Raw genomic sequence first — 15,386 nt, forward strand, 5'->3', positions numbered from 1 at the left:
CGCGGGCGCGGGGCCGTGCCGGACCGTCGGCGCGAGGCCGTGCCGAGCCGTCGGCGCGAGGCCGTGCCGAGCCGTCGGCGCGAGGCCGTGCCGAGCCGTCGGCGCGAGGCCGTGCCGGACCCCAGCGCGGGGCCGTGCCGGGCCCTCAGCGCAGGGCGGTGTCGAGGTGGAGGTGCCAGAGGCCGGGGCGGCCGGTGAGGGTGACGGTGGAGAGGGGGCGGACGTCGACGTTCCAGTAGGTGGCGGGTGGTGCCTTCAGGGCGTAGACGAGGGCGGCGCGGACGACGGAGGGCTCGGCCACGGCGACGATGGCGCCGTCGTCGGCGGGCCGGGTGTCGAGCCAGTTCCCTATCCGGGTGATGAAGGCGAGGAGGGGTTCGCCGCCGTGCGGGGCGGTGCGGGCGTCGGTGAGCCAGGCGTCGACGGCGGCCGGTTCGAGGGCGGCGACCTCGGCGAGGGTCAGTCCGCGCCAGCGGCCCATGTCGCAGTCGCGCAGGGCGGGCTGGGCGAGCGGGGCGTAGCCGAGGGCGGTGCCGGTGGCGCGGCTGCGCGGGGTCGGGGAGCAGTAGCGCAGCTCGGCGGCGCCGAGCGGGATGAGCGCGGGCGCGGCCTGCTGCACCTCGTACCAGCCGGCCTCGTCGAGCGGCCGGTCGTCGTCGAAGCGTTCGGCGAGCAGGGAGGAGCTGCGTGCCGCCGTGACGAGCGTCACCCGAAGACTCATGGCCGCGATCGTGAGGCCGGTGGCCCCGCAGGTCAAGGGGGAGATTCCGGTGGCCCGCGGGGCTGTGGCTCACTGCTGCCCGAGAGCCATCCACTTGTCCGGATTCTGGAGTGGCGTGAAACCGACCTTCTCGTACACGCTGTGCGCGTCCGCGGTGGCGAGAAGGATGCGGCGCAGCCCGTACGGCGCCAGCCGGTCGCGGACGGCGGTGACGAGCGCGGTGCCGAGGCCGGTGCCGCGGGCCGGGCGGTCGACGTAGACGTCGCAGAGCCAGGCGAAGGTGGCGTAGTCGGTGACGACCCGCGCGTAGGCGCTCATCTCGCCGGTTTCCCGGTGATAGGCCCCGAGGTTGAGCGAGCCGGCGATGGCCGCGTCCTGCTTCTCCCGAGGTCGGCCGAGGGCCCAGTAGGCGTCGGTGGAGAGCCAGTGGTGGACGAGGGCGGCGTCGATCCGTGCCGGGTCGGCTGAGATCTCGTACGCCCCGTGCATGACGGAGTCGGCGGGCGGTGCGGGGAGCGCGCTGTCGTTCATGGCCGAAGGCTTCCAGGGGCGGCGGGGGTTGTCAGGCGAATTTGCCCGGGGCCAAGGCCGGTCGGGGCCGGGCAGGGGGCACGCCCCCGGCCCGGCCCGGTGGTCACGGGGTGAGCTCGTCGACGGCCGTCCGCAGGCGGCGCACCCCCTCGACGATCTCGGTGGGGCCCGCGACACCCGCGAAACTCAGCCGGATGTGCCCGGCGGGGGGCTCGGCGCAGAAGTAGGGGCGTCCGGGGGCGGCCGCGACGCCGGCCCGGAGCGCGGCGGCGACCAGGGAGGCCTCGGGGAGGGCGTCGGGGAGGCGGAGCCAGAGGTGGTAGCCGCCGGAGGGGACGTGGGGCAGGGCGAGGCCGGGCAGTTCGTGGGCGACGGCTCCGGTCATCACCGTCCGGCGGTTCCTGAGCTCCTGGGTCACGGCGCGCAGATGGCGGTGCCAGGCGGGCGATCCGACGAGTTCCAGGGCGGCTTCCTGGAGGGGGCGCGGTACGAAGAAGCTGTCGACGACCTGGATGGCGCGGAGGCGTTCGAGGACGGGGCCGCGGGCGGCGAGGGCGCCGACGCGGAGGCTGGGCGAGGTGGCCTTGGTGAGCGAGCAGACGTGGACGACGACGCCGTCGGGGTCCTCGGCGGCGAGCGGGGCGGGCAGGGGCGGCGCGTCCTCGTGGACGAGCCGGCGGGCGAAGTCGTCCTCGACGACGAAGGCGCCGGCGGCGCGGGCGATCCGGACGACCTCCCGGCGCCGTTCGGGGCCCAGGACGGCCCCGGTCGGGTTCTGGAAGAGCGGCTGGCAGACGAACACGCGGGCGCCGGTGGCGCGGAACGCGGCTTCGAGGAGTTCGGGTCGGACTCCGTCGGCGTCGGCGGGTACGGGGACGGGGCGGAGTCCGGCGGCGCGGGCGACGGCCAGCATGCCGGGATAGGTGGGCGATTCGACGAGGACGGGGGTGCCGGGCGGGGCGAGGGCGCGCAGGGCGGTGGTGATGGCGGACTGGCCGCCGGCGGTGATGAGGACCTCGGCCGCGGTGACGCTGCCGCCGATCTCGCGGGCGAACCATTCGCGCAGCTCGGGCAGTCCGTCGGTGGGCGGCCTGCCCCAGGCTCCGGGGCGCCGTCCCGCGCGGGCGAGGGCGGCGGCGAGGGCCTGCTGCGGCTGGAGGGTGGGGTGGAGGTAGCCGCCGTTGAACTCGATCACGCCGGGCGGCGGGGCGGAGAGCGTGACGAGGACGCCGGAGGCGTCGACGGCCCGGGGTACGAGTTCGGTGGCGGTGTCGGCGCTGAGCGCGACCTCCTGCCAGGAGGTGTCCCCGGTGACGGGCGTGGGGGTGCGGGGCTCGGCCCGGAAGGCGCCGGCGCCGGGGCGGGTGACGACGAGCCCTTCGGCGGCGAGCTGGGCGAGGGCCCGGGTGACGGTCACCGGGGAGACCCGGTACCGCTCGACGAGGGCGCGACTCGATGGCAGTTTTCCACCTGGCGAGTAGCGGTTGAGTTCTTCCCTCAGGGATTTCGCCAGCTCCGCCACACTGCTACGCTCATGCATGAAAACACAGGATAGCGCTACTGCCTCCCGGACGATAGCGGTCACCACCGACCGGCAGCCCGTCACCACCACCCCCGCCGACCCCGTCGGCCGTGGCACCCTGCTCGCCGTCCTCGGCGTGGTGTCGTTCTCGCTGACGTTCCCGTCGACCGTCTGGGGCCTGGAGAGCTTCGGCCCCTGGTCGCTGGTGGCCGTGCGCTCCACCCTCGCCGCTCTGATCGCGGGCGCGTTCCTGCTCGCCGGCCGGGTGCCGCTGCCGGACCGGCGCCACTGGGCGGGTCTCGCGGTGGTCGCGGGCGGTGTCGTCGTCGGCTTCCCGCTCCTGACGACGCTGGCCCTGCAGACCTCCACCACGTCCCACGCCGCCGTCGTCGTGGGCCTGTTGCCGCTCACCACGGCGACACTCGCCGCGCTGCGGACGGGCCGGCGCCCGTCCCGCACCTTCTGGTTCGCGGCCGTCTCGGGCGCGGTGGTGGTGATCGCGTTCACCCTTCAGCAGAGCGGCGGCGCCGTGTCGCGCGGCGACCTTTACCTGTTCGGCGCGCTGCTCGTGTGCGCCGCCGGGTACACCGAGGGCGGGCGGCTCGCGCGGCTCATGCCGGGCTGGCAGGTCATCGGCTGGGCGCTGGTCCTCTGCCTGCCGCTGATGGCGGTGGCCTCGGCGGTCGCGCTGTCCGTCGAGCCGGTCCATCTGAACGCCCACGGCGTCATCGGCCTCGTCTGGGTGGCCGCCGGCTCGACCTTCTTCGGCCTGTACGTCTGGTACCGGGGCATGGCGTCGATCGGCATCCCGAAGGCGAGCCAGCTGCAGCTCGCCCAGCCGCTGCTGACCCTGTTCTGGTCGGTCTTCCTGCTCGGCGAGTCGCTGCCGCTGGCCGCCCCGGTCGCCGCGGTGGCCGTGCTCGTCTGCATCGCGGTGACCCAGCGGGCGAAGAGCTGACCGGGCGGACCGGCGCGGGAGCGCTCGGCGACCGCCGGGGGCTGACATGACGTGGTGGGGTGAAGCGGGCCACAATGGCAGATATACGCCCCAACCAGGTCAAGCCCGGCCGCGAGGAGGTCACCCCGATGCAGGCGAGCGTGGGCGACAAACTGCTGGTGCACGGCCGGACCGTCGGTCACGGCGACCGTACGGCCGAGGTCATTCAGGTCCTGGGGGAGAACGGCACTCCCCCGTACCGCGTGAAGTTCGACGACGACGGTCACGAGGCCCTGATGTCACCGGGCCCCGACACCGTCGTACGTCATCATCCGGAGCAAGGGGCCCGCTGAGCCCTCACGCCTTCGGCGGACGGACCCGCGTCGGGTAGTGATCGGCCACCACGGCGGCCATCGCCCCGATCGGGTCCTTCCTCGTCTCCGTCGCCGCGAAGAAGCAGTGCCCGCCGACCGCCGGGTACCTCGCGGCGAGCGCCAGATGCCGTGACAGCTCCTTCGGGTCCTGCCAGGCGGCGGGCTGCGCGGGGTCGCCCGCCTTGTAGAGCGCCTCGCCGATGTACAGGCCGACGCCCGTCCCCCGTACCACCGCGTCCCACCAGGGCAGCAGCTTGGCGTAGTCGGCGGCGGGCAGGCCGATGTTCCAGTAGAGCTGGGGCACCACGTGGTCGATCCAGCCCTCCCGGATCCACTTGCGGGTGTCGGCGTACAGGTCGTCGTAGGTCTGGACCCCGGCGCGGGTGTCCGAGCCCTCCGGGTCGGTGGCGATGTTCCGCCAGACCCCGAAGGGGCTTATCCCGAAGGGCACATGGGGCTTGATCTCCTTGATCCGGGCGGACATCTCCGAGACCAGCAGGTCGATGTTGTTCCGCCGCCAGGACGCCTTGTCGGGGAAGCCGGCGCCGTGCCGCGCGTACGTCTCGTCGTCGTCGAAGACCTGCCCGGCCACCGGATACGGGTAGAAGTAGTCGTCCCAGTGCACGGCGTCGATGTCGTAGCGCCGCAGCGCGTCGAGCATCGCCTTCTGGACGAAGCCCCGGACCTCGGGCAGCCCGGGGTCGTAGTACAGCTTCCCGCCGTACGGCACCACCCACTCGGGATGGAGCCTCGCCGGGTGGTCGGCGGTGAGCCGGGTCGGGTCGGTGTGGTTCGCGACCCGGTACGGGTTGAACCAGGCGTGCAGTTCGAGGCCCCGCGCGTGGGCCTCGGCGACGGCCGTGCCCAGCGGGTCCCAGCCCGGATCGCGGCCCTGCGTGCCGGTGAGGCACTGCGCCCACGGCTCGTGCGGCGAGGGCCACAGCGCGTCGGCGGTCGGCCTGACCTGGAGGACCACCGTGTTGAGGCGGCGCGCGACCGCCGTGTCGAGGTGCGCGAGGAGCTCGGCGCGCTGTGCGGCGGCGGTCAGTCTGGTGCGCGAGGGCCAGTCCCGGTTCCCGACCGTCGCCACCCACACGCCCCGGAACTGCCGGGGACGGCGGCGCGCCGCGAACGCGGTCCGCTCCCCCGACGAGCCGGCGGCCGGCGAGGCCCCCGCGCCCTCCGAAGAGCCCGCGGCCGATGTCACGCCTGTCGCTCCCGTCACGGCGAGCACCGCCCCGGTGGCGCCGGCCACGAACCCTCTTCTGCCGATAGGCGGCACTTGTACCCCTCCTCTGTCGGATACGTCACACGCACCGGAACAGCATGCCCGCCCCGGACGATCGATCATCGGTTAATGAGCGGTAACGTCGTCGGGGTCGAGGCGGACGCACCGGAATCACACGGGGGCCCGCCGCCAGAGAAGAGCGAAAGGCACGAGGTGACGGACTCCATGGCCGACATTGAGCGCGTCGGAGTGGTGGGCTGCGGCCAGATGGGCGCGGGCATCGCAGAGGTGTGTGCCCGGAGCGGGCTCGACGTGAAGGTCGCCGAGACCACCGGCGAAGCGCTGGAGATCGGCCGCACACGGCTCCACAACTCGCTGGCGAAGGCCGCCGAGCGCGGCAAGATCAGCGAGGAGGAGCGGGACGCGACGCTCGCCCGCCTCAGCTTCACCACCGACCTGGGCGAGTTCGCCGACCGCGACCTCGTCATCGAGGCGGTCGTGGAGAACGAGCAGGTCAAGACCGAGATCTTCCAGGTGCTCGACCAGGTGATGACCCGGCCGGACGCCATCCTGGCCTCGAACACCTCCTCCATCCCGCTGGTGAAGCTGGCCGTGGCGACCTCCCGCCCGGACCAGGTCATCGGCATCCACTTCTTCAACCCGGCCCCGGTGCAGAAGCTCGTCGAGCTGATCCCGGCCCTCACCACCTCCGAGGGCACGATCAGCCGCGCCCAGGCCTTCGCGGAGAAGGCGCTCGGCAAGCACGCGATCCGCGCGCAGGACCGCTCCGGCTTCGTGGTGAACGCGCTCCTGGTGCCGTACCTGCTCTCCGCGATCCGGATGTTCGAGTCGGGCATCGCGAGCCGCGAGGACATCGACAACGGCATGGAGTTCGGCTGCGCCCACCCGATGGGCCCGCTGAAGCTCTCCGACCTCATCGGCCTGGACACCATCGCCTCGATCGCCGACTCGATGTACGCCGAGTTCAAGGAGCCGCTGTACGCCGCTCCCCCGCTGCTCCAGCGCATGGTGGACGCCGGCCGGCTCGGCCGGAAGACGGGCTCGGGCTTCTACCCGTACTCCTGAACCTCTCCCCCTGGCCTCACGGCCACCGGACGGCCCGTACACCCGCACAGGTACGGGCCGTCCGGCCTTTCCGCGCCCCGCTCAGCCCAGGCGCAGATGGTGGAGCATCAGCAGCCCGGCGGCCATGTTGGCGGCCGGGATCTCGCCCCTGGTGATCATGTCGGGGATCTGTTTCAGCGGGACCCAGGCCCGCCGCGAGGACTCGAAGGCGTCCTCGGGCGGTCCGGTGTAGGTGGCCCGCTCCGCCCAGTAGAGGTGGTGGCGGGCGTCGCTGAGGCCGTTGGAGGGCTCGACGGTGAGGAGATGGCGCAGCGGCCCGGGCCGCCAGCCGGTCTCCTCCTCCATCTCGCGGGCGGCTGCGGCCTCGATGTCCTCGCCGTCCTCGACGACGCCGGCGGCCAGTTCCCAGCCCCAGCTGTCGGTGATGAAGCGGTGGCGCCAGAGCATCAGGACTTCGTCCGCGTCGTTGACGGCGGTCGCCACGGCGACCGGACGGAGCCGGATCAGATAGTGGTCGAGGTGGCGGCCGTCCGGGAGTTCGACGTCCGCGAGGTTCACTCGGAACCAGCGATTCTCATAGACAGAGCGTTCGCTCAGTTTCGTCCACTGCACGTTCTTGCCACCTTCCGACTGGTCGGTGCTTGTTTGGTGGCAATATCGCAGCAGTTGACGGCTCACAGGGGAACGCGCAGAGCCGCGTCGATCAGCGCCGCCGCCTCGCACGCGTCCCGCCCGCCGCTCACCAGGAGCTGCTCGCGCACCTGACGCAGCCGGTCCCGCAGCCGCCTGGACTCCATCCCCCGCGCCCGCTCCGTCATCTCGACCGCCGTGCGCGCCGCCCCGTCCGCCTCCCCCTGCCGCAGCTCGATCTGACACAGCATCGCGAGCCGGTGCACCCGGCCCCGGTCGTGCGAGGGCGTGCCGACCGCCGCCGAGGCGTGCTCGTGCGCCGCCGCGAGATCGCCCAGACGCAGCAGCGCCTCGGCGACCTGGACGTTGACGAACCCCGGCTGCACGTACCCCGTCTCGGCCGGCTCCTCCCCCGGGCTGATCCGCTCCGCCGCCGTCTCCGCGCGCCGGATGCAGGCCAGCGCGGCCGTCCCGTCGCCGAGGTGCGCGTACGCCTTCGCCTGCATCGCCGTCAGATCGGCGGCCAGCGCGGGCGTGATCTGCCGGCCCGCGGCCCGCAGCGCCGCCTCGGCGAACGCCACCGCCTGCCGGTACTCCGCCATGAACAGCGCCTGGTTGACGAGCAGCGCGATCACATAGGCCCCGAGCCCCCGGTCCCCGCTGGCCTTCGCGAGCCGCAGCGCCTGATGGAAGTAGCGCTGGGCGAGACCGTGCGCGTCGGCGTCGTACGCGCAGATTCCGGCCACCGCGACCAGACCGCCGGTGGCCCGGTGCAACTGCCGGCCGAGCGCGTCGCTGTACGCGCCCCGCAGCAGCGGCGCGGTCTCGGTGGTGAGGAAGCCGACGATCCGGGCCCGGGTCGCGATGCCCCCGGCCCTGCGGTACATCTGCTCGTAGTGCGAACGGGCCGCGCTCAGCACGGAGATGTCGGCCGCCGAGACCGTCGTGCCCCGCCCGTCACGGGACACGTCCGCGTCCTCCGGCGGGTTCTCCCACTCCCACACGGGCATCACCGCCGGCGTCCCGGTCATCGCCTGCGCCCCGAGCGTGTGCGGCCGCCGCTGCTCGTCGGAGCGCCACAGGGCGGGCGCCCGCTCCACGAAGCCCGAGAGCGGCGCGCCGAGCGCGGGGGGCGGCCCGCCCGGCACCCCGAGGCCGATGTCGTCCAGCGTCACCTGCCGGTGCAGCCGGGCCGCGAGCACCTCGCAGAGCAGGTCCGGCACCTGGCCGCGCGGCCGCTGGCCCTTCAACCAGCGCGCCACCGCGGTGTGTTCGTAGCGCAGGGCGAGACCCCTCGCCCGGCCGGCCCGGTTCACCCGGGCGGCGAGGCCTGCGTGGGAGACGCCCGCCTCGTCGAGCAGGGCGTCGAGCAGGGTGTTGGGCTGCATGGCCCCTCCGGTGATTCGGTGCACTCACCCTAGGGCCGCGAGGACCCCTCGGGTGGCCGAATTCATACGGCTCGACTGCGTACGAGTCGTTTTCGTATGAGCCGACTTCACCCGCCCGAGGTCCTCAGGACCGGCGGTACGGCTGCCGCTTTCGCACGGGGTGTGAACGAAGTACTCGTTCCGCCCGCCCGCGTACTCTGCCGCGCCCGGCCCGCCCCCGGTTGACTGTGCTTCTCGCCGCAAGGCGACGACCGGGCCGCCGGCTCCCCCTCGAACAGTGCGGCCGCCCGGTCCGCGTCGCCCGCCCCGCTGATCTGCCCGACACTCCGTGGCGGGGCGGGCGACGCCGGCACCGCGGCCTCCGCTCAGCAGTGCGAGGAGGGCGCGGGCCGGGAGCGGCGCAGCCCGGGTTCGGCGGGCTGCGCCGGCACCCGGACACGGTCGTTGCGTACGACGAGCAGCGCGACGTCGTCCGCGAGACGCCCGCCCGTGTGGTGCAGCAGCGCCCCGTGGACCCGGCGGACCAGCGCGGCCGGCGCCTCGGCGGCCGCCCCGGCCAGGGCGGCGTCGAGCGCGAAGAACCGCCCCCGGTGGTCACGGGCCTCCTCGGCACCGTCGGTGTGCAGGACGAGCGTCTCGCCGGGCCGCAGTCCGGCCGCCGCGTACGGCACCAGGACCGAAGGCAGCGGAAGCACCCCGAGCGGCGGCAGCGGATCCCCCACCGGCAGCCGCTCCACCCGCCGCCCGACGCGATACGGCCCCGGATGACCGCAGTTGAACACGGAGAGCCGCCCATCGGGCCCGACCTCCAGGAGCAGCAGCGTCACGAACTCCTCCGCCGCCGGATGCCTCGGCTCCGAACCGGCCCGCGCCGGGTGCTCGTCCCGCGCCCGCTCCCGCAGGTGCCGTTCCAGCGCCCGCTCCAGGCGCCGCAGTACGCCGCCGAGTTCGGGCTCGTCGTGGGCGGCCTCGCGGAAACTGCCCAGCACCGCCACCACGGCACCGAGCGGAGCAAGACCATGGCCCCGGACGTCACCGATGACGATCCGCACCCCGTACGGCGTCGCCACCGCCTCGTACAGATCACCGCCGACACACGCCCCCCGGGTCGCCGACAACTGCCCCGCGGCCAGCGCGAGTCCGTCGAGCCGGGCCGGCGGCGGCCGCAGCAGGACCCGCTGGGTGGCGGCCGCGACGGCCCGCACCCGAGCCAACTCGCGCGCGAGGCCCCGCCGGAGCCCGAGCACCAGACCGGTGCCCACGGTCAGGAAGACGACGCTGGTGGCGATCCTCATCGGCAGCCCCGGCTGCCGGGCCAGCGGACACCCGAACTTCCATGCCACGGCCACCGCGCCCCAGGCGGACGGCAGAGCGAGCGGGGCCAGCCGGCGGAGCCGGGAGCCATCGGCGAGCAACGACCTGGTACGGATCATGCACGGCCCTTCCCGAGCCCCCGACAGCGCCCGAAGGCCCTGCGGCCCACAGGTCCGCCCCTGTGGCCGCGTCGATTCTGCCGACCGTACGGGTCACCCGGGAACACCCGACGGCGATCTCACCCGAAGGAGTGAGCACCCCCGGCGCGCCGCCCTTCGCCAGGGCTCCGCCACGCGCACGCGCGGGCGAATACCGGTCCGGCGTACGCCCCGAGAACCGCTCGGCGGCTGCGCGAGCGAGGTGTGGCACGTGGGCATAACCTGAAAGGAGGAAGTCTTGCAGAGGCCCCGTGATCGTCCCATGTGAGGCCGCTCATGATGAAGTTCCGCACCTCCTCCCGCGCCCTGGCCACCTCGGTCGCCCTCACCGCCGCCTTCGTCTGCGGCTCTCTGGGCACCGCGGCCCCGGCCTCCGCCTACGCCCCCGCCGCGACGAGCGGACAGCCCGGCCAGGTGGTACTGCCCCAGGTCCAGGTGTCCGACGTAGGCACCACCGCGCAGGATCAGCGACTCACCTTCCACGCCAACGACAGGCCCCGGGTGTTCCGCTCACCCGCCGTCCCGGCCTCGGACGCGCAGAACGTCGTGGCCGCCTACGACCTCCAGCAGTGGGACGGCTCCCAATGGGTCAACGTCGCCCACCAGGTGTTCCGCGGTCAGCTCATCCCCGGCGAGGACGAGATCCCCCTCCCCATGGTCTGGATCCAACCCCCCACGAGCGAGGGCACGTACCGGATCGTGTTCGGTTTCGCCTGGAGCCCGACGAACGCCCCCGACCGCGTTCTCGGCGACCAGCGCTGGCAGTCCAGCACGTCCGACGACCTCACCTGCGGCGGAACCCTCCGCGCCTGCGACCCCCGCTCCGGACACATCGTGGTGGGCCCGCTCCCCCGCTAGACCGAACCCGGCGTGCGGGAGGGAACCCCTTCGGAGGGAGGCCCCGTGTTCCGCTCGCTCCGCACCACCGCCGCCCTCGTGGCAGCCGTGCTCTGCGCGTTCACCCTGGGCGCCGCCGCCCCCTCGCCGCCCCTGCCGAACCCCGTCTGGCTGCGGACCTTCGACGACGTCTTCAGCCGGAGCAAGAGCCTCACGGAGACGTACCGCCCTGGAGCGACGTCCGTGCTCACCGAGCTGGCCGAGCAGCGGTCGAAGCTGGCCGAACTCCTCTCGGCGGTCCCCGCCGCCCCATCGGAGGCGGTCCTGGCCGCCATCGCCCGAGGAGAACGGATGGCCGCCGAGCTGGACGCGATCAGCGTGCGGGGGAGCGTGGACGACACCGCCGCCGCGGTGACGGGCGCGGCCTTCGTCCCGCTCGCGGACACCCCGCTCGAAACGCAGTTCGCGCTGCAGCTGGACATGAGGAAGACGGCGAGAGCGGTCATCGAGGACGTGGCGTGCGGCGAGGCGTGGTCCCTGCTCTCGAACGACCAGAAACAGCGGCTCGGCGTACCCCTCGAAAGCCACGACCACCTGGACGGCACGCTGGAGGCGATCGAGGGCCAGGCCCGGTCCGCCCTGGCCAAGGCCTGGTATCCCGCCTTCCTGAACCGGGCCGTCAGTTGGCAGACGTACGCGAAGGGCATCCAGGAGAAGGCCTTGGCCGTGGCCGGCTTCCTGGAGGGCGGGCAGTTCAACGCGACGGACGCACGCGCCTTCTACTACTACTTCCACTACTGCGCGAAGCCCCCGGGCTAGCCACGGCCCCGGCGGTCGGGGAACGGCGGAGGGCCGCCCCGGGGATGTCCCCGGGGCGGCCCTCCTGGTGTCGTGCGCGCGGTCAGGCGCCGCGCAGGACGGCTCCCGTGTGCTCGGCCGCCAGCGCGACGGCCGCGTCGCGGGCCGCGCTGGCCTCGTCGACGGTGAGGGTGCGGTCCGTGGCGCGGAACTTCAGGGCGTACGCCAGGGACTTCTTGCCCTCGTCGATCTGGTCGCCGGTGTAGACGTCGAACAGCCGGATCGACTCGAGGAGTTCGCCCGCGCCGCCGGCCAGGTAGTACTCGACCACGGCGGACGGGACGTCCTTGTCGACGACCAGGGCCACGTCCTGGGTGGCGACCGGGTAGGAGGAGATGCGCGGGGCCTTCAGCGGTCCCTCGCTCGCCTGCTCCAGGAGGTCCAGGTCCAGCTCCATCGCGCAGGTGCGGGCCGGCAGGCCCATCGCCTTCACGACGCGCGGGTGGAGCTCGCCACCGTGGCCGACGAGGGTCTTGACCCCGTCGATCACGACGTGGAACGCGGCGCAGCGGCCCGGGTGCCACGGGGCGTGCTGGTCGGCGTCGACCAGCAGCTCCGCGCCGGTCTCGGCGGCGATGGTCCGGGCGGCCTGGATCGCGTCCGCCCAGTCGGACGGACGGCCCTTGCCCCACCAGCCGGCCTGCTCGCGCGCGCCGGCCAGGACGACGGCGGCGCGACGCGGCTGCCGGGGCAGCACGGCGTTGACGCCGGCGATCTCCTCGTCGGTGGGACGGCGGTCGACGGGCAGCCGGACGGCGACGCCCTGCTCCCCCTCGGGCCGGAAGACCAGACCGGTCTCGAAGAGCGCCAGGTCGTGGCTGCCGCGGCTGTCGTTGCGACGGAGCGCGCCGAGCAGGCCCGGGAGCAGCGTCGTACGGAGCGCGGGCTCCTCGTCGGAGAGCGGGTTGACCAGGGTCACGACCCGGCGGCGGTCGTCGTCCGCGTCCAGGCCGAGCTGGTCGAGCGCCTGCTCGCCGATGAAGGGGTAGTTCAGCGCCTCGACGTAGCCGGCGCCGGCCAGGGCGCGGCCCACCCGGCGGTGGGTGCGCTGGCGCTCGGTGAGGCCGCGGCCGGCCGGGGGCTTCGGCAGCGTGGAGGGCAGGTTCTCGTAGCCCTCCAGGCGGATGACCTCTTCGGCGAGGTCGTTGGGCTCGCTGAGGTCGGGGCGCCACGAGGGCACGGTGACGACGAGCTCGTCCTGGCCGTAGACGTCGCAGCCGACCTCCTGGAGGCGGCGGACGACGGTCTCGCGGCCGTAGTCGACGCCCGCGACCTTGTCCGGGTGGTTCGCCGGCATGGCGATCGTCTTGGGCGCGGACGGGGCCGCGACCTCGGTGACGCCGGCCTCCGCCGTGCCGCCCGCGAGCAGCACGAGGAGGTCCACGGTGCGCTGCGCGGCAGCCGCGGCGGCCTGCGGGTCGACACCGCGCTCGAAGCGCTTGGACGCCTCGGAGGACAGCTTGTGGCGGCGGGCCGTGCGCGCGATCGAGATCGGGTCGAAGTGCGCGGCCTCGATGACGACCTCGGAGGTGCCGGTGACGAAGCCGGTCTCCGCGTCGGTCTCCGGGTCGGCGATCTCCGTGTGGGCGCCGCCCATGACACCGGCGAGGCCGATCGGGCCGCGGTTGTCGGTGATGACCAGGTCCGCGGCATCCAGGACGCGCACGGTGCCGTCGAGGGTGGTGATCTTCTCGCCGGCCTCGGCGCGGCGGACCCCGATGGGGCCGTCGAGCCGGCTGCGGTCGTAGGCGTGCAGCGGCTGGCCGAGCTCCAGCATCACGTAGTTGGTGATGTCGACGGCCAGCGAGATCGGGCGCATGCCGGCCTTCTGGAGGCGGCGCTGCAGCCAGATCGGGGAGCGTGCCTCGGGCGCCAGGCCGACGACGGTCCGCGCGGTGAAGCGGTCGCAGCCGATCGGGTCGGAGATCTGGACCGGGTAGCCGTACGAGTTCGGCGCGGGCACGTCGAGCAGCGCCGGGTCGCGCAGCGGCAGGCCGTACGCGGTGGCGGTCTCGCGGGCGACGCCGCGCATCGAGAGGCAGTAGCCGCGGTCCGGGGTGACGGCGATGTCGAGGACCTCGTCGTACAGCTCCAGGAGGACGGTGGCGTCGAGGCCGATCTCGTGCTCCGGCGGAAGCACGATGATGCCGTGCGTGCCGTCGCTGCCCATGCCGAGCTCGTCGCCGGAGCAGATCATGCCCCGGGAGACGCGGCCGTAGGTCTTGCGCTCGGCGATCCGGAAGTCACCGGGCAGCACGGCGCCGGGCAGGGCCACGACGACCTTGTCGCCCACGGCGAAGTTACGGGCGCCGCAGATGATCTCCTGGGGCTCGCCGGTGCCGTTGGCCTGGCCGACGTCGACGGTGCAGAAGCGGATGGGCTTCTTGAACTCCGTCAGCTCCTCGATGGTGAGGACCTTGCCGACCACCAGCGGGCCGGTCAGGCCGGCGCCGAGCTTCTCGACGGACTCGACCTCGAGGCCGGCCGAAATGAGCTTGGCCTGGACGTCTCGGCCGGTCTCCGTCGCCGGCAGGTCGACGTACTCCCGCAGCCAAGAAAGCGGGACCCGCATCAGATCTCCATCCCGAACGGCCGGGTGAACCGGACGTCACCCTCGACCATGTCTCGCATGTCTTCGACGTTGTGGCGGAACATCAGCATCCGCTCGATGCCGAACCCGAAGGCGAATCCGCTGTACTTCTCGGGGTCCACGCCGCAGGCGATGAGCACCTTCGGGTTGACCATGCCGCAGCCGCCGAGCTCGATCCAGCCCTCGCTGCCGCAGGTGCGGCAGGGACGCTCCGGGTTGCCGACGGACTCGCCGCGGCAGACGTAGCAGAGCATGTCCATCTCGGCGGACGGCTCGGTGAACGGGAAGAAGTTCGGGCGGAGCCGGGTCTTCATGTCCGGGCCGAAGAGCGCCTGGACCATGTGGTCGAGGGTGCCCTTGAGGTCGGCCATGGTGAGGCCCTCGTCGACGGCGAGCAGTTCGATCTGGTGGAAGACCGGGGTGTGCGTGGCGTCGAGCTCGTCGGTGCGGTAGACGCGGCCGGGGCACACCACGTAGACCGGGGGCTCCCGGTCGATGAGGGTGCGGGCCTGGACCGGCGAGGTGTGCGTGCGGAGCACGACACCGGACTCGTCGCCCGTGGTGCCCTCCGGGCCCTGGACGAAGAAGGTGTCCTGCATCTGGCGCGCCGGGTGGTCGGGCACGAAGTTGAGGGCGTCGAAGTTGAACCACTCCGCCTCGACCTCGGGGCCCTCGGCGACCTCGTACCCCATGGAGACGAAGACGTCGGAGACGCGCTCCATGAGCGTGGTCAGCGGGTGGCGGGCACCGGCCGGGACGCGGTCGTACGGCAGGGTGACGTCGACGGCCTCCTCGACGAGGACGCGGGCGTCACGCTCGGCCTCGAGCTCCGCCTGGCGGGCGGCGAGCGCCTTGGAGACGGCACCGCGGGCCTGGCCCACGATCTTTCCGGCGGCGGCCTTGGCCTGCGGGGGCAGGGCGCCGATCTCGCGGTTGGCGAGCGCCAGCGGCGAGGTGCCACCGGTGTGCGCGGTCTTCGCCTGCGCGAGCGCGTCGAGGTCGCCCGCGGCGGCGAAGGCGGCGAGCGCCTCGTCCCGCATGCGCTCGATCTCTTCCGGTTTCAGTGCCTCGACCTCAACCGGGTCGTACGACTTATTGGGTGCGGACATCTCTTCCCGTGCTTCCGTTGGCTGGCTGGGCGGCCCCGCTCGACGTCAAGGGCGCAAACGTGCCAAAGGACGAGTCTAACGGGGCGCGGGGACGCGAATGAGC

General features: G+C 73.3%; 14 protein-coding genes. 5 read left to right on the forward strand and 9 right to left on the reverse strand.

Annotated elements, in window-relative coordinates; all coding sequences use genetic code 11:
• Nucleotides 1-145: 145 nt before the first annotated feature.
• From ACZ7G1_RS23615 to ACZ7G1_RS23625, 3 genes are all read right to left on the reverse strand, one after another.
• Entirely contained in the window at nucleotides 146-721 is a 576-nt protein-coding gene (locus tag ACZ7G1_RS23615) for a histidine phosphatase family protein (protein ID WP_026058682.1), read from the reverse strand.
• A 69-nt stretch (nucleotides 722-790) separates the two neighbouring features.
• Nucleotides 791-1,252 (reverse strand): GNAT family N-acetyltransferase, encoded by a 462-nt coding sequence (locus ACZ7G1_RS23620; RefSeq protein ID WP_470875803.1) that lies wholly within the window; start codon nucleotides 1,250-1,252, stop codon nucleotides 791-793.
• 103 nt (nucleotides 1,253-1,355) lie between these two features.
• Nucleotides 1,356-2,792: an aminotransferase-like domain-containing protein gene (locus ACZ7G1_RS23625; RefSeq protein ID WP_470875801.1), complete on the reverse strand. Its 1,437-nt coding sequence runs from the start codon at nucleotides 2,790-2,792 to the stop codon at nucleotides 1,356-1,358.
• On the opposite strand from ACZ7G1_RS23625, the gene ACZ7G1_RS23630 reads away from it, so the two are divergent.
• Nucleotides 2,791-3,732 carry a DMT family transporter gene (locus ACZ7G1_RS23630; RefSeq protein ID WP_470875799.1) on the forward strand — a complete coding sequence of 314 codons (942 nt, stop codon included), beginning with the start codon at nucleotides 2,791-2,793 and terminating at the stop codon, nucleotides 3,730-3,732. The two genes, ACZ7G1_RS23625 and ACZ7G1_RS23630, sit on opposite strands and share 2 nt — an antisense overlap.
• Nucleotides 3,733-3,860: 128 nt before the next feature.
• Entirely contained in the window at nucleotides 3,861-4,064 is a 204-nt protein-coding gene (locus ACZ7G1_RS23635) for a DUF1918 domain-containing protein (RefSeq protein ID WP_470875852.1), read from the forward strand.
• 4 nt (nucleotides 4,065-4,068) lie between these two features.
• On the opposite strand, the gene ACZ7G1_RS23640 is transcribed toward ACZ7G1_RS23635, so the two are convergent.
• Complete coding sequence (locus ACZ7G1_RS23640; RefSeq protein WP_470875797.1) at nucleotides 4,069-5,367, reverse strand: glycoside hydrolase family 10-like protein; 1,299 nt, start codon at nucleotides 5,365-5,367, stop codon at nucleotides 4,069-4,071.
• A 171-nt stretch (nucleotides 5,368-5,538) separates the two neighbouring features.
• Here ACZ7G1_RS23640 and ACZ7G1_RS23645 point away from each other — a divergent pair, with 171 nt between their 5' ends.
• Entirely contained in the window at nucleotides 5,539-6,399 is an 861-nt protein-coding gene (locus ACZ7G1_RS23645; protein WP_470875795.1) for a 3-hydroxybutyryl-CoA dehydrogenase, read from the forward strand.
• Between the two features lie 81 nt (nucleotides 6,400-6,480).
• Here the strand turns inward: ACZ7G1_RS23645 and ACZ7G1_RS23650 are convergent, their stop codons facing one another.
• From ACZ7G1_RS23650 to ACZ7G1_RS23660, 3 genes are all read right to left on the reverse strand, one after another.
• Complete coding sequence (locus ACZ7G1_RS23650) at nucleotides 6,481-7,011, reverse strand: NUDIX hydrolase (protein WP_376490123.1); 531 nt, start codon at nucleotides 7,009-7,011, stop codon at nucleotides 6,481-6,483.
• Between the two features lie 62 nt (nucleotides 7,012-7,073).
• Nucleotides 7,074-8,417 carry a transcriptional regulator gene (locus tag ACZ7G1_RS23655; RefSeq protein WP_470875793.1) on the reverse strand — a complete coding sequence of 448 codons (1,344 nt, stop codon included), beginning with the start codon at nucleotides 8,415-8,417 and terminating at the stop codon, nucleotides 7,074-7,076.
• A 365-nt stretch (nucleotides 8,418-8,782) separates the two neighbouring features.
• A complete protein-coding gene (locus ACZ7G1_RS23660; protein WP_470875791.1) occupies nucleotides 8,783-9,850 on the reverse strand; it encodes a PP2C family protein-serine/threonine phosphatase in 1,068 nt (355 codons plus the stop codon).
• A 315-nt stretch (nucleotides 9,851-10,165) separates the two neighbouring features.
• Here ACZ7G1_RS23660 and ACZ7G1_RS23665 point away from each other — a divergent pair, with 315 nt between their 5' ends.
• Nucleotides 10,166-10,747 (forward strand): hypothetical protein, encoded by a 582-nt coding sequence (locus tag ACZ7G1_RS23665; protein WP_470875789.1) that lies wholly within the window; start codon nucleotides 10,166-10,168, stop codon nucleotides 10,745-10,747.
• A 45-nt stretch (nucleotides 10,748-10,792) separates the two neighbouring features.
• Nucleotides 10,793-11,545: a hypothetical protein gene (locus ACZ7G1_RS23670; protein ID WP_470875787.1), complete on the forward strand. Its 753-nt coding sequence runs from the start codon at nucleotides 10,793-10,795 to the stop codon at nucleotides 11,543-11,545.
• Nucleotides 11,546-11,627: 82 nt separating this feature from the next.
• Here ACZ7G1_RS23670 and pheT read toward each other — a convergent pair whose 3' ends face one another.
• Both pheT and pheS read right to left on the reverse strand, forming a co-directional pair.
• Nucleotides 11,628-14,156: a phenylalanine--tRNA ligase subunit beta gene (gene pheT, locus ACZ7G1_RS23675; protein WP_470875785.1), complete on the reverse strand. Its 2,529-nt coding sequence runs from the start codon at nucleotides 14,154-14,156 to the stop codon at nucleotides 11,628-11,630.
• On the reverse strand, nucleotides 14,156-15,283 hold the full coding sequence (gene pheS, locus ACZ7G1_RS23680; protein WP_376490892.1) for a phenylalanine--tRNA ligase subunit alpha: 1,128 nt from the start codon (nucleotides 15,281-15,283) through the stop codon (nucleotides 14,156-14,158). Before pheS ends, pheT begins: the two co-directional genes overlap by 1 nt.
• Nucleotides 15,284-15,386 lie beyond the last annotated feature (103 nt).

The organism is Streptomyces sp. NPDC037273 (assembly GCF_055603625.1).